The organism is Mesorhizobium sp. P3_B5 (assembly GCF_056402815.1).
This window is the reverse complement of the sequence record NZ_JBFUGR010000002.1, coordinates 406583-425601: the sequence shown is the minus strand read 5'-3', so window position 1 is coordinate 425601 and position 19019 is coordinate 406583. Positions and strand designations below refer to the sequence as shown.

Genomic DNA, 19019 nt, shown 5'->3' with positions numbered 1-19019 from the left:
GCAAAGCATGGCTGGATCCTCACCCTTTCGCCTGTCGCTGTTGCGGGAAGTCGCCGGGTTCGGCTCCGTAGTCGCTCGGATCGGCGGGCGGAGGGCCTGGACGGCATTGATCTTCCTGATCCTGGGAAGCCTGACCGAAGGCATCTCGATCCTGCTTCTTGTTCCTCTGCTGCATCTGGTGGGGCGGCCCGATCAGAATTTCGCGATCAAGCTGCCTGACAACGACATGGTGCGCTGGCTGGTGCCGGATGGGACGCTGCAATTGACGACGGTGCTTTGCATGCTCGTCGGGCTGGTCACGCTGCAAGCGGCTTTCAACCGCTTCAGATCCGTTTACATGGCCGGCCTTCTGCTCGATTTCATCAACAGCCTGCGCATGAACCTGTTCGAGAGCATCGGCAAGGCGCGCTGGGGGATATTCGCGCGCATGCGAAGTTCCGACCTCGACCATGCGCTGACCGGCGACATCGACCGCGTGCAGGCGGCGGCCTTCTCGCTGATGATGCTGGTGCAGATCGCCGTGCTTCTGGCCGGCTACCTCATGGTCTCGCTGTTCATTTCGCCGATAATGACATCGGTCGCCATCGTGATCGGCGTGCTGACGTTTGTTGCGCTACGGCCGTTTCGAGCCCGGGCCACGGCATTCGGCCGGGTCCTGACGACCAATCGCCAGGAGCAATACCGCACGGTCTCGGAGTTTATCGGCGGCATCAAGGTGGCCAAGAGCCTGAACGTCGAGGCGACCTATTTCGCGCAGCTCCAGTCGACGCTGGAACGGATGAAGACCGACAATATCAACTATGTGCGCAACAGCTCGATCGGCACCGCCCTGTTCCAGGTGGCCAGCGTCGTGGGCCTGAGCCTGTTCGTCTACATCGCGCTGGTCCGCTTCAACCTCTCGCTTGCCGAGATCGTCGTCCTGCTTCTGGTTTTCATGCGCATTGCGCCGCGTTTCATGGATATGCAGACGCAGGCCCAGCAGGTTTTGATCAATTTGCCGGCCTACACCTCGATGCGTGACCTGCAGACGCGTTTCGACGCCGAGCGCGAACCGGCGAATGCCGAGCCGCTGGCAAATGGAAAGCTGTCACTCGATAAGGGTTTGAACATACGCAATGTTTCGTTTGCCTACGGAGACGGCACCGGCAAGCCGGTGGTGAGCGACATCACCTTCGGTCTTCCCGCCGGCAAGGTGACGGCGCTTATCGGCCCTTCTGGATCGGGCAAGAGCACGATCGCCGACATGCTGCTTGGCCTGCTCGAGCCGACGCAAGGCAGAATTCTTGCCGACGGCATCGAGATCAGTGCCGCCAATCGCCGGCGCTGGCGCGATCAGGTGGCGTATGTGCCGCAGGATGTGTTCCTGCTGCACGAAACGATCGCCGCAAATCTGCGCCTTGCCGCGCCACAAGCCAGCAATGACGATCTTTGGAAAGCACTTCGATCGGCGCATGCCGCGGAGTTTATCGAACGGCTCGAACACCAACTGGACACGGTGGTCGGCGACCGTGGCGTCCGGCTCTCGGGCGGTGAACGCCAGCGTATAGCGCTGGCGCGGGCGCTGCTTCGCAAGCCGTCCCTGCTCATTCTGGATGAAGCGACCAGCGCACTCGACTGGCAGAACCAGTCGTTGATCGCCAAGTCGATCGACGGGCTGCGCGGTTCGATGACGATCCTGACCATTGCGCACCGGCCATCGATGATCGCCTTCGCCGACTGGGTCGTGGCCATGGAAAACGGCCGGATCGTCGAGGTCGGGCAGTATCAGCGGCTGAAGGAAAAAGCCGGAAGCCGATTGTCCCAGATGCTTTCAGGCGAGCAATCCGAGCGGGAGCCGGCCGACGCGACCTGAGGTTGCTGCGCAGGCTTCGAGCAATATCAGTGAAGGCTTCGCCTTGCGGTGAATTTCTCGCCTTCGGTGGCTTTGTCCGCGCTCAGGTTTCTTTCGGCTTCACGGGCCTTGTCGGCCGACGTCGGCGCGCTCCTGGCAACCATGACGTAGACCATCAGGAAGTAGCCGACCTGAATGATGACCGCGCAGATGACAACGCGAATCAATGTTGTGGCAAGCGACGCGCCGTCGGCATAGGACCATGCCACCACGATCGCGAGGGCGAAAAGCATTCCGACGATGAATTTTGGCAGTGACATGACCGGCGGCCCGTCAACCAGCCCGAGCATGCAAAAACGACGACTTACCCACCCGAGTATCTCCCCATTCGCCATGCGGGCTTATCAGTTTGCCCGCTGTCGGCCGGTTGCTTCCGGCCTTTCCCAACCTATCGAGACTCTAACAGAAATAATTTGCGACTCTATTAAGGCGGGAAACTGACGGCAAGGCCAGACGCAATTAATTTTGAATGGGCTTCAGAGATCGACTCTGCCATGCTGCGGCGCACACGCAGGCATCATGGCCAACCTCTGGAGATGAATCCAACGCCAGTAAAAGCCACAATATTAATTAGTATTTTATGCGAATATCCCTATTTTCCGCATTCAAATAGAGCACATGTATGTTTCCTGGCCGATGCCAAAGAACGATTTGCCCAAAGATGGCCTTGAAAAGACACTAGATTTCCTGATTTTGCTCACGGTTTGTCACAAACGTGCCACAAAGGCGAAATTTTGTGCAGAGCGAGTTTATTATTTAGTCAATTCATGACGCGACTATTTCAACAGCATGGGAAATTGTGTGTTGCGCTGCAGCATTTTTTTGATATCTTGCCGTAAACCATTCGTTGAACGTATGGAGTTTACGGCATGAGGGATATCGCTAAGTCGGCCAATGCGGGCTTTTCGCAGGTCGGCATTGATTTTCCGCCACCAATCGGCGGTCTGCTCAAGCGCAGTTTTGATATTGTTGGTTCACTGGTCGGCCTGGTAGCGCTCAGCCCGCTGTTTGTGATGGTTGCGCTTCTGGTCAAGCTGTCCGACGGCGGCTCGATTTTCTACGGTCATAAGCGGATCGGCAGGGGAGGACGTATCTTCCCGTGCCTCAAGTTCCGCACCATGGTTCCGGACGGCGAAAGGGTGCTGGCCGCCTATCTTGCGGCCAATCCCGACGCCAATGCGGAATGGACGGCGACCCGCAAGCTGAAGAACGACCCGCGCGTCACCCGTGTCGGAGCCGTTCTGCGCAAGCTCAGCCTCGATGAATTGCCGCAGATCATCAACATCCTGCAGGGCGATATGAGCCTTGTCGGACCTCGTCCCGTGGTGCGCGACGAGCTTGAGATCTATGGCAGTGCCGCGGTCTACTATTTGAAGTCGCGCCCCGGCCTGACCGGGCTTTGGCAGGTCAGCGGACGCAACGACGTTTCCTATGACAGCCGCGTCGCGTTCGACCGCCACTATGTCGAGAACTGGTCGTTGTTCGAGGATCTTCGCATCATCATCAAGACCGTGCCTGCCGTGTGGATGTCGCGCGGATCCTACTGACCGGGCGGCAGCCGCCCTGACCCGCCCATTCCGGCGCGGCGATGCCGACAGCAAGCTCATCGGGCGATGGGGCCAAAGCGGATCGGAAACGTTCAGTTGAAAACAGATATTCTTGACCTCTTTCGCACCGGCAGTTCTGCCGGTCGTTTGGTGCCGGCCCGCCTCACGGCCGCCTGGCTCGCTTTGTCCCTCGCTTTCCCGCAGATGGCCGCAGCAGACGAATATCGTCTCGGCTCGCAGGACAAGCTCAATATCCGCGTCGCCGAATGGCAGACGGTCGAAGGCACGTTCCGCGACTGGACGGCTGTAAACGGAGAATACTCGGTCGGCCCCGCCGGAACCTTGTCGGTCCCGTTCGTGGGCGAACTGCCGGCAGCCGGCAAGACCACTTCGGAGATCGCCGCCGCGATCGGCCAGGCATTGCAGCGTAAGCTGGCGCTTGCGGACAAGCCGGAAGCGTCGGTGGAAATGGTGCAGTTCCGGCCGTTCTACATTTCAGGCGAGGTGCAGTCCCCCGGCCAGTTTCCCTACGTGCCCGAGCTGACCGTACTCAAGGCAATCAGCGTTGCCGGGGGAATAAGGCGCAACGCCGATTACGGCCCCCAGATCGGCAAAGACCTGGTTACCGCCAAGGGCAATTACGACATTTACGAGGACCAGCAGGTTCGCCTGCTTGTCAGGCGGGCTCGTATCGATGCCGACATTGCCGGCAAATCGAGCTTCGATCCGCCGAAGGAGGTCGCAGACGATCCGCGACTGCCGGCTATCGTCGCCGATGAAATGGCGATTCTGACGTCCGACCAGAACAAGCTGAAGCTGAAGTTGCAGGCGCTCGATGAGCTGAAGGGCGTTTTGCAGGCCGAAATCGAATCGCTGCAAAAGAAGATCGTCAATCAGCAGCGACAGGTCGACCTGGCCAAGCAGCAACTCGAGAGCATCGGCCCGCTGGCACAGAAGGGCTTGATCGTCAACACGCGCGTGCTGACTTCGGAGCAATCGATCGCCAATCTTCAGGGCCAGGTTCTGGATTATGAAACGGCCATCCTTACCGCCAAGCAGTCGATCAGCAAGGCGACGCAGGATGCCATCGATGCCCAGAACACCCAGAGTTCGAGCCTCGCCGCCGACCGCCAGCAGACCGAGACGGATCTGAACGAAGCCACGCTGAGGGTGGGTATGCAAAAAGGCCTGATGGCCGCGGCATCGGATCCCGCAACGACGGCTGCCATCACGAGCGGCGCAGAACCGACCTTCCTCTATTCGCTGATACGCATTGTCGACGGCAAGACGAGCGAGATCGCCGCCAAGGAGGACACGCCAGTGCTGCCGGGCGACGTGATCAAGGTCAAGCTGGCGCCGACGGCCAGCCAGTAGGCATGACAATGATCAGCCAGCAGGCATGACGATTGTCGGCCAGTAGGCAACGCCCGGCGTCATCGACGCCGGCCGGCAGGAATTGAGAAGGCAGCATCGAGTGCCGCCCAGCCGGGCGCAGGAGACCAGCTGTAGACCTCGCGCAGCGATCCGCTGATGAAGGCATAGAATGCAGCCGGCACCCCGCCACGTGTACCTCAATCTCGACGCGCTGCGTGGCGTGGCGGCGATCAGCGTGATGCTCTATCATTTCTCTCCGTTCATCACCGACGGCAAGGTGCTGCCCTCGAGCTATCTCGCGGTCGACCTGTTCTTTCTGCTGAGCGGATTTGTCATCGCTCACGCCTATGACAGGAAGATCGAAACCGGGATGGGGTTCGGCACTTTCCTGCTGATCCGGCTGATCCGTCTCTATCCGCTTTACCTTGCCGGTACGCTGCTGGGCTTTTTCTATCTGCTGATCAAAAACCGGCTGATCCCTGCGGAGTACCTGCCGCTTTCGGACATCGCCGTCATGCTGACGACGGGCATGTTTTTCATTCCGCTTGTCGGCAGCGCCTATCACACGATCTTCCCGCTCAACCCCGCCTCCTGGTCGCTGTTCTTCGAGTTCATCGTCAACATCGCCTATTTCCTGCTGTTCTTCGTGCTGCCGAAAAGGCTGCTGACAGCGCTCATCGCCGGCAGCCTCGCATTGCTGGTGGTGGCGGCGGCCGTGGCCGGCACGCTCGACTTCGGCATGACCGGACAAACCATCATCAGCGGCCTGCCGCGCGTGTGTTTCTCGTTCTTTCTCGGCGTGCTTTTGTGCCGATCGATCGGGCGCTATCAGGGCAGGCTGGGCTTCCTGCAAACCGGCTACTTCGCCGAGATCGCGCTTGTGCTGACGCTGGTGATCTTTGCCATCGCGCCGCATGGCGCCTTGCGCCCGGTCTATGACCTGGCCTGCGTGGTGCTGCTGTTTCCGATCATGGTCGTGGTTGGAGCGCTGGCACCAACCCACCCGCGCGTTTCGAAGCTCTACAGCTGGCTCGGGCGGATCTCCTATCCGATCTATATCATTCACACGCCGCTGCTGATGATCATCGCGGGCGCCGGCAAGGCCGTGTCCATCGATCCGTTCGCGAACCACCCGTGGTTCGGCATCGTCATGGCCCTGGCCGTGATCGCCATCGGCGACATCGCTACGCGCCTCTATGACGAACCGGTGCGGCGGTTCCTGCAGCGGCAGATGATGCGGCGCTCGCGTGCCATTGCCTGAGCGCTGCCCTGTCCCTATCTCATTGCGTGCGTTCAGCCATTTTCGGTTTCGCTTCCTGGATGGCAATCCAGGACCGTTGCGGCAGCACCGCCGGCACTTCGCGCAACTTGAACAGGCTGTAGTAGACGACGAATGACGCGGTGAAATAGGGGCCGAGGATTTCGACCTCGAAGAAGGAGCGGAGCAGCATCAAGCCCGCGGCCCCGGCAAGGACCACCGAATCAGCCCGCCAGTCGCGAAAGATTACGGACGACACGTGTCCATAGAAGGACCGCAGGATGACCAAAGCGATCAGCGTCACGCCGACAAAACCGAGTTCGACCAGCGTCTCGATATAGGTGTTGTGGAAGTGGAAGCCGGTGCGGGTCGAGATGTAGAACTCGGCCCACAGCCGTTCCGCCTCGGCGAAGCCCTGCACCCAATAGGCGGCATAGCCATAGCCGAGGATGGGGAATTGCTGGGCGGCTTGCCAGCCCTGCTCCCAGAGATAGGTTCGCCCGGTGAGGGTCGAATCCTTGCCGAAGATGCCGAGCACGAAATCCAGCAGACCAAGGTTCAGGGCGGCAAAGACTGCCCCGACCAGCGTGCAGGTACCGACCGCGAACAGCACCCGTCGGTAGCGGCGCGACAGCACCTTGCTCATGGAGAGTAAGATGACGACCGCCAGCGCCGCCGGCAGCGACGCCACCGAGGTGGCGGAATGCGCAATGGCGAGCATATAGACCGACAGCAGGCCTATCGGCGCCGTCCAGACCAGGCTTGGCCAGCCACGCCGGTAAAAGACGACGAAAACGAAACAGAGATAGATGCCGAGCGACGAGAAGAAGCCGACCTGGTTCTTGGAGCCGAAAGCACCGACGAAATTGAAGGTTCCGTCGAGAACGTCCTCGGCGTAGTTCCCGACTTTGAGCGAATAGAGCAGGACGACAAAAATCCCGATTAGCGAGCCCACCACCAATGTTCGGACGCTGACCGTGCGCGCGGCGATGTAGGCGCACAGGATATGCGAGAAGTACTGAAGTCCCGCTCGCGCGGTGATGCCTGGCGCATGCGACCAGAAGACCGAGAAGCAGATGTAGGCCGCGAAAGTCAGCGGCAGCCAGGCGTCGGAGAGATGGCGCAAAAACCGCCGGTAATCCACAAGGATGAGCGGCAGCCAGACCGCATAGTAGGCCAGGATCAGGATCGGGCCGAAATTGGTGGAATAGGCGAAGGCAAAAACCGAAACGGCAACAGCGAAGCTGCCGTACACGGCGCTCTTTTCCGGCTCGACCAATAGGGATTTTGGAATCTTCATATCTGTATTGGATTTCTCATCCACCAGCCATTGAACGGGCCGGAGCCCGATCGGCGATTATCCGCGAGATGCCCGCTCGGCAGGCATCCATTGTGCAGTGCAATATAACCTATCGCCCTATCGCCTGTCACTCAACGGCAAAAGTGTCACGGGCAAACGGGTCGGTAGCCGGGACCATGCACCATAGGAATGGCGCGAATGCGGCTCGCCTGTGTCAACCTGTCCGCCATCATCCTGTTTGCTGTCATCAATGAGATGAATACAATATGCGAAAAGTGATCCGCGTGTGCTGCCGGCTGGAGGGAACGGATGGATAAACCTCGAATCTTCCTGGGCTCGTCGGGAAAGCAGCAGAAGCTGCTGCAGGCGCTGACACGCGGGCTCGACGACGTCGCGCAGGTGGAACCCTGGACGACGTCCTTCAATCCCGGAACCTCCACCCTGGAGCGCCTCCTCGAGCTCACGCGTGAAGTCGACTTTGCCGCTTTCCTGTTCGCCCAGGACGACTGGACGAGCGCGAGCGTGCCGGCATCGGCGGCGCCGGTCTCCGCTCAAGCGTCTCCACGCGACAATGTGGTCTTCGAAGCCGGTCTTTTCGGCGGAGTCCTCGGAATGCGCCGAACGTTTATCCTGCATGCGAACGGCTCCAAGCTGCCAAGCGATCTCCTCGGCCTGACCTCGGTTCGGTACGGCGACGCGACGACAGCCGCGGAGATGAGAGTGGTCAACCAGAAGCTGCGCAAGGCAATCGAGAACGAGAGCCGCGTCGCTCGTATCGAGGGCCTTTGGTGGCAGTTTTCCCTGTCGGAGCGCACCGCCAAGGAGCCATCCGCCGTGAGCCTTTTACGGATCTCGCGAGACCGCGACGGTGCGCTGGAGCTCACCGGTCGCTCATGGCAGGAGAACGGCAGTCTGTCAGCCAGATACTGGAGCGAAGCGACGAAGGAGAGAAAGCAGGCTCCTGGCATCTTCTACTACTGGAACGGAGAGCGGCCGATGGACGCGAATGCGCCGCAGCTGCACGGAACCGGGGAGATCCTGCTTGAGTCCGCCGAGCGCGCATCAGGCTACTTCACGACGCGAGCCGAAACAAACCCGGAGCTGAATGCGCGCACCTCCGGTGTCTATCTGCGCGCCGATCCCGAAGACCTGGCTATTCTGGACGGGCGCGACAATCAGCGGCGAGTGGAGCTGATCGCCGAGCGGCTGAGCGATTGGAAATCGATCGCCTGAGAATTCCGTGCGTTTGGGGACACTGGCGCTTCGCCTGAGCCATAGACCCAGCGCCGTATGGAGAGATGTCGCCAAGAGCGCCTCTCGATCGCTGGCCCACCAGTATCCCGTTTGGCGGCTCCAATCCCGCCTTGAACTTGTCCGCACGTGACTTCACAGTCGCCGCCGATCGGGAGGATGATAGCATGCGTTTTGCAGGACGGTTTGCCGGACGCTCGGCCGTGATCACTGGCGGCGCCTCCGGAATCGGCCTGGCCGTGGCTCAGAGACTTGTCGAAGAGGGCGGACGTGTTTGTGTCTGGGATCGCGACCCCGCCCAGATCGAGCGGGCCCAGGCCACCGTTGCCGGCCTGCATGGCGTGACCATCGACGTTGCCGATCCCGTGGCCGTTGAAGACGCCGCGAAACACACGATCAAGGCCCTTGGCGCGGTCGATATCCTGGTCACCAGTGCCGCCATCACCGGACCGAACATGACGACCTGGGAGTATTCCATCGACGACTGGTGCCGGGTCATCGACATCAACATCAATGGCGTCTTCTTTTGCAACAAGGCACTGGTGCCGCATATGCTCGAACGCAATTACGGCCGGATCGTCAACATCGCGTCGATTGCCGGCAAGGAGGGCAACCCCAACGCCTCGGCCTACAGCACGTCGAAAGCGGCGGTGATCGGCATGACCAAGTCGCTGGGCAAGGAGCTGGCCAGGACCAAGGTGACGGTGAACTGCGTCACGCCGGCGGCGGTGCGCACGGCTATCTTCAACCAGATGAGCCAGCAGCACATCGATTTCATGCTGTCGAAAATACCGATGGCGCGGTTCGGCGAGGTCGAGGAGGTGGCGGCACTGATCGCATGGATCGCTTCCGAGGAATGTTCCTTTACAACCGCTGCCGTATTTGACGTTTCCGGCGGCCGGGCTACCTACTGAAGCAAGTCAGGCGCGACCCGACGCCGGGAGCCGCGGTCTGCCCGGAGTTTGTCTCCTTTGCCTGGCGTTGAACCTCCCTTGTCCGACGACGATCTGCTCGACCGCTTCCAGCGCGCGGCCTTCGGCTATTTTCTGGAAACCGTGAACCCTTGGAATGGGCTGGTTGCCGACACGTCGCGGCCGAATTGGCCGGCAAGCATCGCGGTCGTCGGCTTTGCGTTGTCCTGCTATCCGGTCGGGGTCGAACGCGGCTGGATGACGCGCGAAGCTGCGATACAGCTGACCCTTGCCGCCCTGCGTTTCTTCCGGCACAGCCGGCAAGGCAATGGCGATGACGTCACTGGCCACAAGGGTTTCTACTACCATTTCCTCGATATGCAGACCGGCCTGCGCACCTGGCGCTGCGAATTGTCGATGGTCGATACGGCGCTGCTGATGGCCGGCGTGCTGGTGGCCGGTGCCTATTTTTCACGCGACAGCGAAGACGAGGCCGAGATCCGCCACCTGGCCGACGCGCTCTACCGGCGCGTCGACTGGCGCTGGGCGCAAGGCCGCCGCCCAACCTTGCGGCAGGGCTGGAAACCAAAGAGCGGCTTTCTGTATTCCGACTGGGAAGGCTACAACGAAGCGACGATCCTCTACGTGCTGGCGATGGCCTCGCCCGACAAACCGGCCTCGGACGACAGCTATGAAGCGTGGACGTCGACCTATCAGTGGGAGACGATCTACGGCCGCGACGTGCTTTATGGCGGGCCGCTGTTCATGCACCAGTTCTCGCATGCCTGGATCGACTTCGCCGGCATCCGGGATGGATTTATGCGCGACAAGAACTCCGACTATTTCGAAAACAGCCGGCGCGCGACCTATATCCACCGCGACTATGCGCGGCAGAACCCGCTTGGCTATGACGACTACAGCGAGGAGCTGTGGGGCCTTTCGGCGGGTGACGGACCCGGCAATTTTCGCGCCGGGATCGCACGGCGGCCGCGCAAGTTTTTCAGCTATGCGGCGCGTGGCGCGCCCTTCGGCCCCGACGATGGGACGATTGCGCCATGGTCTTGTCTGGCATCGCTGCCCTTCGCCCCGGAAATCTGCCTACCGGCGCTGCGCCACCTCCAAGATCGCTACCCCCAGCTGGTCGACAATTTCAGGATGCCAAGCGGCTTCAACCCGACGCTGGCGAACCGGCGAAATTCTGGGCCGAGCGGCTGGATATCGGAAGGGCACTACGGCCTGGACCAGGGCATCGTCGTGCTGATGATCGAAAACCACCGCTCGCGCCTGATCTGGGAGCTGATGCGGTCAAGCCCGCCCATTCGTCGCGGCCTGAGCAAGGCGGGTTTCACAGGCGGCTGGCTGTCGCAGCCAGCGCGCGCTCCTCAGTCATGAAGATCCCTGGGGATTGCCGGGCCGACAGAAAAATCCGTGAAAGTGACCTCGAAGCCCTCGCGTTGCGGCGAACAGCACATCATGCCGACATCGACCGACTTCGAGGGCGGGAAATAGGCCAGCCGCACCGGCTTCCAATGGCCGTCGACCGCGTCCAGATACTGGATGCGGATGGTCTCGGCATGGCGGGTCAAGCGGATCCTGACGCCGTTCGGATCGGCCGCAATGCTGACCAGCGACCAATCGGAGGTATCGTTGGTGACGACGACGGATAAATACGCCAGCCCGTCGGTGTATTCGATGCCGGCCTTGATCCAGTGCGTTTCGCTCAGCCGGACCATCAGCCCGGCCTGGTCGTAGAGCACCTCATAGTGCCCTTTGACCGTGACTTCGGCGCTGAAATCGCCCTCGACCGGCCGATAGAGAAAGTGACCGTTGTCGCGCCAGAAGCCGTAGAAGGTTTCGCGCCAGAAGTCGGTTTCCCTGCCGGTGCGCACATGGACCGTGTTGTCGCCGAAAGCGTGATGCGGCGGCGGGTTAAACCAGGTCAGGTCGGCATGGTGAGATGTCATCCGTCCGCTCGCCTGCCTGGTTCGTCCTGCGTGAGCATATCGCCGGTTGATTAGCCGGCGAATGTGTAGGCGGTCTTCACCGTGGTGTAGAATTCCACCGCATAGCGACCCTGTTCGCGCGGGCCGTAACTCGATCCCTTGCGGCCGCCGAAGGGAACATGGAAATCGACGCCGGCGGTCGGCAGGTTGACCATCACCATGCCGGCTTCCGAATTGCGCTTGAAATGCGTGGCATGCTTGAGGCTCGAGGTGCAGATGCCGGACGTGAGGCCGAACGGCGTGTCATTGGCCACCGTCAGCGCCTCGTCATAGTCCTTGACGCGGATGACGTTGGCGACCGGCCCGAAAATCTCCTCGCGCGAAATGCGCATGGCGTTGGTGGTTTCGGTGAACAGCGTCGGCTGGAGATAGAAGCCGGGCGTTTCGCGATCGAGCCGCTCGCCGCCGAAGGCGAGGTTGCCGCCCTCCTTGCTGCCGATGGCGATATAGTCCTCGTCCTGCTTCAGCTGGCTGCCGTCGACGACGGGGCCGATTTGGGTCTTCGCGTCCAGGGCATCGCCGACGACCAGCTTGCTCATGCGATCCTTCAGCGCCTCGACGAAGCGATCGTGGATGCCTTCCGTCACCACCAGCCGGGACGACGCGGTGCAACGCTGGCCGGTCGAGAAATAGGCGCCGTTAACGGCGCAGTCGACAGCGACGGCAAGGTCGGCATCATCGAGCACGACGAGCGGGTTCTTGCCGCCCATTTCGAGCTGGAACTTGCGCATATGCTCGACGCTTGCCGCCGCGACGCGTTTTCCCGTGCCGACCGAGCCGGTAAAGGTGATGGCGTTGAGATCCGGGCTGTCGAGCATGGCCTGGCCGACCACCGAGCCCTTGCCCATGACAAGGTTGAGAACGCCCTTGGGCAGGCCGGCGCGGTGCAGGATGTCGACGATGGTCCAGGCGCTTTCCGGAACCAGTTCCGCCGGCTTGAAGACGATGGTGTTGCCGTAGGCGAGCGCCGGCGCAATCTTCCACGCCGGAATGGCGATCGGGAAATTCCACGGCGTGATGATGCCGACCACGCCGACGGCTTCGCGGGTGATCTCGACGCCGACGCCCGGCCGCACGCTGGGAACCAGTTCGCCCGCCAGGCGCAACGTCTCGCCGGCGAAGAAATCGAACAGCTGGGCGGCGCGAATGGTCTCGCCAATGCCTTCGACCAGCGTCTTGCCTTCCTCGCGCGCCAACGACCGGCCGATTTCATCCTTGCGCGCCATGATCTCGTCCGACGCCTTCTTCAGCACCGCATGGCGCACCAAGGGAGCGGAGCGCGACCATGCCGGAAAGGCGGCTTTCGCCGCCGCAATGGCTTGCAGGGCCTGTTCGGCACCGGCCGAGGCATATTCGCCAACCACGTCGCCTGTATTCGAAGGGTTGATGTTGCGGGAGCCGGCCTCGCCCACCCATTCGCCGTCGATCAGATTTTTACGAAACAGGGTCATGGTCTTTCCTTGTCGTGGTTCGCTGGTGGCCGTCTGCCGGGGTCATCTATCACTCGGTCATCTCTGGCCCAAGTCATTTATCAGACAAATAGCGATCGTGTGATGACGTTTCAAACCTCGATAGCCGATGACGCGCGCCGGCGAAAGCCCGCGCGTGTCACCCTGGCTGGGAGGTCGGAACGAGATCGGTTCCCGTCAGCCCGCAAAAGACCAGAACAGGCAGGCCAGCGTCGCGATGGCAAAGACAACAAGGAACAGGCTTCTGAGCAGGATATTGCGCCGCAGCTCATTCATGAGGAAATGGCACCCGACGATGGCGGCGACGAACAGGAACCGCCAGTTCAGGAGTGCCCATAGGACGCTGCTCTGACCGAAAGCCCATCTGGTGACAAGGCAGCCGACAATGGTGGCGAACAGGGCGATCGTCGCCCAGAAGATCACGTCCGCGGCATTGGTCAGGACGACACCGGCGGCTCGAATGGGCAGGATCATCATCAGCATGGCGCTGAAAAAGTAGACGGCGGCGAGCGGGATGAACGACCCGGCATCGGCGATGCCATCCAGGCGTTTCACGCCGGTCACGCCATAGGGATAGCCATGCCTGGCGACAGCCAGGCTCAGCGCCATGAGCAAAGCCGTCAGCACGGCAACCAATGCGAATGAAGTGAGGGCCTTGCTCATGCCGTTCCCAAAAGAGACGAATCAAACAAGGACGTTTTTAGCTCACGACAGCGTCGCCCGCTCTGGAAAAGAGCGATCCCGGCTATCTCTCGACATTTTCAAAGGCGCACATGTCTGGGCGATGAGGTTGGGTCGCCATGACCAGCGAGACGATCGCGGCGGAATTGAAGACCACCATCCACCATTGCCACCGGTCAGGAAGCCGTAACCGTCGGCAACCGCCCGGCCAGCCTCACCAGAAGCCGACGAGCGACCTCAGCATCGCCTTGGCGCCAACCGCCTGCCTGCAGGTTTTGCGAAACCCGGCCCGTCCCGTGGCGTCAAGGACATCATCGTCGATGTCGCGCAGAATGGTGCGTGCATTGTGCCATCCGATTCGGGCAAGGGCCGATGCCAGTTCGGCACGCGCGGGATCGAACGGGGCTTGATCTTCCGTTGGGCTTGCGGCCTGGTCGATGTCATTGCTGGCGCCGAGCGTATGCCGAGGAATTTCCACGATGCTGCGGACGTCGAACGGCACAGGCCGGCCCAGAAAATGAGAGATCATATGCAGGGACAAGGCCGGCGATGACACTAGTTGCTCATAGGATACGAAATGCACGGGAACGCCGGTACGGCCAAGCGCGTCCATGGCAAAATAAAACTGGTTCCAGTAATCCGCCGGATTGCGAAACCTGTATTGCATCTGCTTCGGCTCGGTAAAATCCTGCCTGATTTCAAACGAACTGTTCAGGAACGATCCGAGGCTTCTGCTCTGCCTGAAAATGGTGTTGTTCCTGGCGAGGCGGTACCACGACAGAAGCTGGGTCACCGGGTCCTTGCTGACAACGACAATGGGCAATTCTCCATAGTGCATGTCGCGCCCATTCATCAGGGCCGGAAAGATCCCGTGCTTCCAGAACCCTTGGTCGAAAACGACCGGTATCTTGAGATGGCGTTCGAGCAGGTGTTTCGCGAGGTTCGTGCCGGATCTCGGAGTGCCCATGACGCGAACCCGGACGGCATCATTGCCAAGCCGCTTCCATGAGTTACCGCGCGCTGAAATGTTCATAGTGGGTTTCCGTTGCATTCTCGAAAGGCAGACTGTTCAGCCGCCAATTCGCTCCGGCTGCTGCCTTGCCTCTGTCGCCATGAAATTGGACCCATGGACCCGGTGGGAGGGATCACCGGAACCGAGCGCGGCGACATGGTCGATTATGGTTGCGAAAAACTCGCGCTCGCGGATCGGACGGTATTGCGAGGCGATCGTTGCACGCAGTTCGCCAAGCCAGACCGGGTCAGTGCAGGCTTTGGCAACCGCGGCGCACCATGCTTCAACGTTGCGCGCCGGGATCGTCGGCATCAATCCTTGCGTTGCCTCGGCCAGGGATGGCGCGTCCGAGATGAGAACCGGCAGCCCGAAATCGAGGCATTCGGCCGCGCCCAGGCCCCAGCCTTCCACAGCGGAAGGGTAGACGCTGAATTCAGCGCCTCGATAGAGCTCCGCCAGCTGCTGGTCGGTGACACTGGAGCGGAACTGAACACGCTCGGCAAGCTCCGGATGCTGCGCCATGAAGGCAACCAGCTCTTCATACATCCACCCCCAGCGGCCGCAAAGGACGAGCATCGGCAGTCGGTCGCCCAAGACAGGAAGCAGTCGGTGCCACACTTTGAGCAGCAGGATATGGTTCTTTCTGATCTCGATCGTCGAGCAATACAAAACGAACTTTCGGTCTTCGATTTGCCGTTCGGGCGGCATCCGTCGGTCTGCGACGCTTTCCCTTAGAAAGGCGCCCGGCGATGCAACCGCGACTTCCGGGAGCCGCTCAAGATTGGATGCCGTTGCGTGGCAGCTCACCCTGTCGGCGGTGTATTTGGACACGCAGACGAGCAGGTGCGAATTCTCCATCTGCCATGCGTTGTCGCGGACGAAATTGCGCGCGTGATGAGGACCGACAAATTGCGGGAAGTCGATCGGGATGATGTCGTGCATCAAAGTGAAGATGCCGGACTTGATGTTCCCGCTGAGCTTCTTCGAGGCAATCTCGTGGATGCTCGCACTGGAGAGAAAGCAGATGGCGTTTTCATCTTTCAGCGGGTCTTTTGTGTCGGCTCGCCTTTGGCGCAGGGACAATTTCATGCCTTTGAAAAGGCGAATGGCCGCCTTGGACAGCTGAAACTTGACCCCGTTTCTCTTCTCGCAACCCGAGACGAAGATCGCCGCCACACGATCGAATTCGCGCCCAAAGACGAACGGCGCGGCTCGCATGATCGACAGCACTTTCCAGAGGCGCGCCAGATACGCGCTCGCCTCCCCTTCAACCGGTTGTGGCAGCTCACCTCCAACCAGTTGCCTTAGATAGCGAAGCTCGGCTGCGCCCAAAGTTTGACCCCGCCCCTGGGAGTCGACGATGAAGAAACCAACCGGCGCGGTCTTCCATCGAAGGGCCTGGCGAATGAGTGCCGTTTCGACGCGAGGGATGCCAACAGGCGGATGCGGCCCCCAGCGGAACGGCAAGGTGGCATCGATATACAGTGTTTTCAATGATTTACCCTTGGTAAAGCTTCCGCACTATCAGGGCAACACAGTTGCCAAGATAGAACTCACGCCTCTTCGGGTCGCATTACTGCGGCCGCTCTTGTTTAGCCTCGATCTGGGTATCGGCTTTGTTAAGCCGCTCTCCCAGGAGCCGAGTCCGTACTACGTGGGAAAATTGCCCACGTCAAGTGTGCCCAACACCAAGTGGCGCGAAGGGGCTCGTCCGCCACCATTCGCGTGAACCTCATCAGAAAACGAAGCGCGAGGAATTGACTTGTGGGCAAATTTCCCACATTCTGATTTGGTCAGTCATGCAGATGCAGAAGAGGAGCAAGGGGACTGCGACCGGAACCTCAGCGTACCGGAACCCCCAAGTCTCGGCGGATCCCTGTCCTTCGTATGGTCCGCCGAAAGCAGCCGCACAAAAAGAGCTCGAGCGAGCTCCCCCCGCTTGAACGAGCCCGTCGAACGGCTGCCCCGGCCGGCCTGTCTTTGCTACCCCGAAGACAGGCCGGCCGGATCAACGCTTCCTTTGAACTGACCTTCGCCGGTAGCAATTTTGAAGGGCTTTGGGTGCCCCCTCGGCGCGGCGGCTCGACTGCCCGGCTGCTAGGGTGCGCCGGGGCCACCGCCGGGTTCGCCGCCTGGGCCGCCAGGGCCATCTGGTCCGCCGGGCGCGCCGGAGCCACCCGGCCCGCTTGGGCCGGGGGGATGCTGACCGGGCATGTTGGGTTGGTTCGGCGATTGCTTGCCGGCATTCCCTTGGCGTGACGCCGAGACAATATTCCCGTCCCGGTCAAACCTGATATCGAGAAACGCCCGGACATTGTCAGTCGAATTCGAATCGCCATTTTGGTCATCGATGGCGACGCCCAGGCCTGACTTGAGCCAGCGTCCCTGGCGCTGCAGGAACGTCTCGTACAGGACGCTTGCGACGTAGCTCTGCGGAACCGGAGGCTCGGCCTCCAGATGCACCACTTTGTATCCGCCCGCGACCTTGGCCAGGGTCAGCTGAACCCGGCGATTTGCCAGCCCTGATGATTTCGGTCCGATCTTGAGCCGTCCGACCAGCAACGCACCTGACTTCACGATTGCCAGGCCGCGAAGCGAATATTGCGCTTCATCAGGTCTGGCCTCGATCAAACTCGCAACAATTTTCCCATCGGGCTGGCGAACACCGTAGACGGCTACGATATCGCCCGTGCTGATCTGCAATCCCTCAGCAATGTGACTGGTGTCGATCTGCTGCCCCAGGACCCGCATCGAGCCGGGCGCCGCGCTTTCAACAGGCCCGACCACCTCGCTGGTGACATAGATGGCGCGGGTGATGACGCGACCCGCCTGCTGCACCACCGCGATGCGGACGACATGCCCGACCTTCAGGCTGCTCGAGGTGACGCGGACCCCGTCGATCCACACCGGTACATCCGGCTGATAGCCAACGCGCACGCCGTTGACGAAAATACTGCCGAAGCGCTGGATGGTTCCGACGATGCCGGTGCCGCCGATGCCCTGATCGCTGTCCGTACCCGCCGTCCAACCGGTGCCGCCAATACCCTGGTCTTTCGGCTGTTCTGACGCTCTTGCAAGCAGACTGACAAGCATCGTCGGCACGACCGCCCCGAGCGTCAGAAGATCCCGCCTCGTCGGCCGCCAACTCATGAAGCCTCTCCGCCAGCAGGCTTGGGCTGGGGCAATTCTTCGGCAACAGGCGAAGTCCCGTCCGACGTCAGGATATAGACACCGCAGTTCCATCGGCTGGTCCCACCGGGATCATTTTGAACAGCCTGGTTTGCATACTTGTTTAGCCGGAGCAGCGTTTCGACGGCGACTTCGCGGCTATAGGTCTCCAGCGACTTGGCAAGCTCGGCAGACAGCCCGTCATAGTGGACGGCACGCTCGAGAAACGGCGGATTGTCAGCCAGGACGTTTTCTGCGGCGGCTGCCGCATGATCTCCGAGATTTCGGGCAAAGTAGTAAAGCCGAACCTCGCCGTCTCCTCGGGGCACCATTGCGCTTTCCAACAGGACAATACGATCTTCGTCGTCGATCTCGACGAGCTTTCGATCGAGCCAGTCGTCCAGGACGGCCCTCGGCCGCAGATCGCGCGTTACCGATTCCACGAGACTGGCGAAGGACGCCTCTCCGGCCTCGCCCATGCGCAGCAAGGGCAATGGGATACCTTTGGCATCGACAAACAAGGGATCGGCAAGCCAACGCGCGACAATGGCGCTCGTCCTCGAAACAGAGTCGGGAACGACCCGCACTGGAGCGCCAGCTCCTCTTAGCCGACTGACCTCCTTTCTGTGAACGCCGGTCAGCAAGCTGACCCGGCTGTCCGTCTGCTGCTTGTCAGGCAGCGCAAATTCATGCTCCGCCACATTGACATAAAGCTGGCGCAACAGATCGACGAAGGTCGGAAACGTCATGCCGCACTTGATCGCCAACCGCACCAACGGGCGCAGAACCCTGTTCAATGCGCCCTGCACCCCGGCGGCATCCAGATGTTGCCCACCCGATTTGGTCATCGCCGTCCTTCACCTAAGTCGACCATCCATCCCTCGAAAATTCGCACCGAAACTAGCCTGTGGGAAATGTTTCCACAAGATGTCAAGGAAATGCCGATAGCGGATGCGCGCTGAGTTTCGGAATTTGCACGCCAACCATGACTGAAAGCCAGAGCCCCAGTCGCCGATCCGGCAGCGAAAGGCAATGAAGGGGAAACTGCGCTTTTGGAAAGAGGAGTTTATCCCGATTGACATGTGTGAAATTTTCCCACACCTTGCGTCATCCGACAATGAAATCTTGAGTGGCAGCAACCGCCGAGCTGCGAT

At 60.8% G+C, this 19019-nt stretch carries 16 protein-coding genes and 1 pseudogene; 7 read left to right on the top strand and 10 right to left on the bottom strand.

What is annotated here, in order from left to right; all coding sequences use genetic code 11:
• Positions 1 to 7 precede the first annotated feature (7 nt).
• Complete coding sequence (locus tag AC1DVW_RS07025; protein WP_477322066.1) at positions 8 to 1852, top strand: ABC transporter ATP-binding protein; 1845 nt, start codon at positions 8 to 10, stop codon at positions 1850 to 1852.
• 26 nt (positions 1853 to 1878) lie between these two features.
• Here the strand turns inward: AC1DVW_RS07025 and AC1DVW_RS07020 are convergent, their stop codons facing one another.
• Positions 1879 to 2151 (bottom strand): exopolysaccharide production repressor protein, encoded by a 273-nt coding sequence (locus tag AC1DVW_RS07020; RefSeq protein ID WP_477322642.1) that lies wholly within the window; start codon positions 2149 to 2151, stop codon positions 1879 to 1881.
• A 609-nt stretch (positions 2152 to 2760) separates the two neighbouring features.
• Between AC1DVW_RS07020 and AC1DVW_RS07015 the strand changes: the two genes are divergently transcribed.
• The 3 genes from AC1DVW_RS07015 to AC1DVW_RS07005 all read left to right on the top strand — a co-directional run bounded on the left by AC1DVW_RS07015 (position 2761) and on the right by AC1DVW_RS07005 (position 6073).
• Positions 2761 to 3438, top strand: a complete 678-nt coding sequence (locus tag AC1DVW_RS07015; RefSeq protein ID WP_477322064.1) for a sugar transferase — start codon at positions 2761 to 2763, stop codon at positions 3436 to 3438.
• A 96-nt stretch (positions 3439 to 3534) separates the two neighbouring features.
• Complete coding sequence (locus tag AC1DVW_RS07010) at positions 3535 to 4812, top strand: polysaccharide biosynthesis/export family protein (RefSeq protein WP_477322062.1); 1278 nt, start codon at positions 3535 to 3537, stop codon at positions 4810 to 4812.
• Positions 4813 to 4981: 169 nt separating this feature from the next.
• The gene (locus tag AC1DVW_RS07005) at positions 4982 to 6073 is read left to right on the top strand and encodes an acyltransferase family protein (RefSeq protein ID WP_477322060.1); all 1092 of its coding nucleotides are present in this window, start codon (positions 4982 to 4984) and stop codon (positions 6071 to 6073) included.
• A 19-nt stretch (positions 6074 to 6092) separates the two neighbouring features.
• Here the strand turns inward: AC1DVW_RS07005 and AC1DVW_RS07000 are convergent, their stop codons facing one another.
• The gene (locus AC1DVW_RS07000; RefSeq protein ID WP_477322058.1) at positions 6093 to 7370 is read right to left on the bottom strand and encodes an O-antigen ligase family protein; all 1278 of its coding nucleotides are present in this window, start codon (positions 7368 to 7370) and stop codon (positions 6093 to 6095) included.
• Positions 7371 to 7679: 309 nt separating this feature from the next.
• On the opposite strand from AC1DVW_RS07000, the gene AC1DVW_RS06995 reads away from it, so the two are divergent.
• The 3 genes from AC1DVW_RS06995 to AC1DVW_RS06985 all read left to right on the top strand — a co-directional run bounded on the left by AC1DVW_RS06995 (position 7680) and on the right by AC1DVW_RS06985 (position 10924).
• Positions 7680 to 8603: a TIR domain-containing protein gene (locus tag AC1DVW_RS06995; protein WP_477322056.1), complete on the top strand. Its 924-nt coding sequence runs from the start codon at positions 7680 to 7682 to the stop codon at positions 8601 to 8603.
• Positions 8604 to 8788: 185 nt separating this feature from the next.
• Complete coding sequence (locus AC1DVW_RS06990; RefSeq protein WP_477322054.1) at positions 8789 to 9535, top strand: SDR family NAD(P)-dependent oxidoreductase; 747 nt, start codon at positions 8789 to 8791, stop codon at positions 9533 to 9535.
• 78 nt (positions 9536 to 9613) lie between these two features.
• Entirely contained in the window at positions 9614 to 10924 is a 1311-nt protein-coding gene (locus tag AC1DVW_RS06985) for a glucoamylase family protein (RefSeq protein WP_477322052.1), read from the top strand.
• On the opposite strand, the gene AC1DVW_RS06980 is transcribed toward AC1DVW_RS06985, so the two are convergent.
• The 8 genes and pseudogenes from AC1DVW_RS06980 to AC1DVW_RS06945 all read right to left on the bottom strand — a co-directional run bounded on the left by AC1DVW_RS06980 (position 10915) and on the right by AC1DVW_RS06945 (position 18713).
• A complete protein-coding gene (locus AC1DVW_RS06980; RefSeq protein ID WP_477322050.1) occupies positions 10915 to 11496 on the bottom strand; it encodes a DUF1349 domain-containing protein in 582 nt (193 codons plus the stop codon). The genes AC1DVW_RS06985 and AC1DVW_RS06980 overlap by 10 nt on opposite strands.
• Before the next feature lie 50 nt (positions 11497 to 11546).
• A complete protein-coding gene (locus tag AC1DVW_RS06975) occupies positions 11547 to 12986 on the bottom strand; it encodes an aldehyde dehydrogenase family protein (protein WP_477322049.1) in 1440 nt (479 codons plus the stop codon).
• A 195-nt stretch (positions 12987 to 13181) separates the two neighbouring features.
• Positions 13182 to 13667, bottom strand: coding sequence for a hypothetical protein (locus AC1DVW_RS06970; RefSeq protein WP_477322047.1), 486 nt, complete (start codon positions 13665 to 13667; stop codon positions 13182 to 13184).
• 232 nt (positions 13668 to 13899) lie between these two features.
• The gene (locus tag AC1DVW_RS06965) at positions 13900 to 14241 is read right to left on the bottom strand and encodes a hypothetical protein (RefSeq protein ID WP_477322671.1); all 342 of its coding nucleotides are present in this window, start codon (positions 14239 to 14241) and stop codon (positions 13900 to 13902) included.
• A pseudogene (locus AC1DVW_RS06960) lies at positions 14242 to 14523 on the bottom strand (hypothetical protein); the annotation flags it as partial.
• 231 nt (positions 14524 to 14754) lie between these two features.
• Positions 14755 to 16191, bottom strand: a complete 1437-nt coding sequence (locus AC1DVW_RS06955; protein ID WP_477322045.1) for a glycosyltransferase — start codon at positions 16189 to 16191, stop codon at positions 14755 to 14757.
• 603 nt (positions 16192 to 16794) lie between these two features.
• Positions 16795 to 17847, bottom strand: coding sequence for a DUF5666 domain-containing protein (locus tag AC1DVW_RS06950; protein ID WP_477322043.1), 1053 nt, complete (start codon positions 17845 to 17847; stop codon positions 16795 to 16797).
• Entirely contained in the window at positions 17844 to 18713 is an 870-nt protein-coding gene (locus AC1DVW_RS06945) for a DUF6502 family protein (protein ID WP_477322041.1), read from the bottom strand. Before AC1DVW_RS06945 ends, AC1DVW_RS06950 begins: the two co-directional genes overlap by 4 nt.
• Positions 18714 to 19019 lie beyond the last annotated feature (306 nt).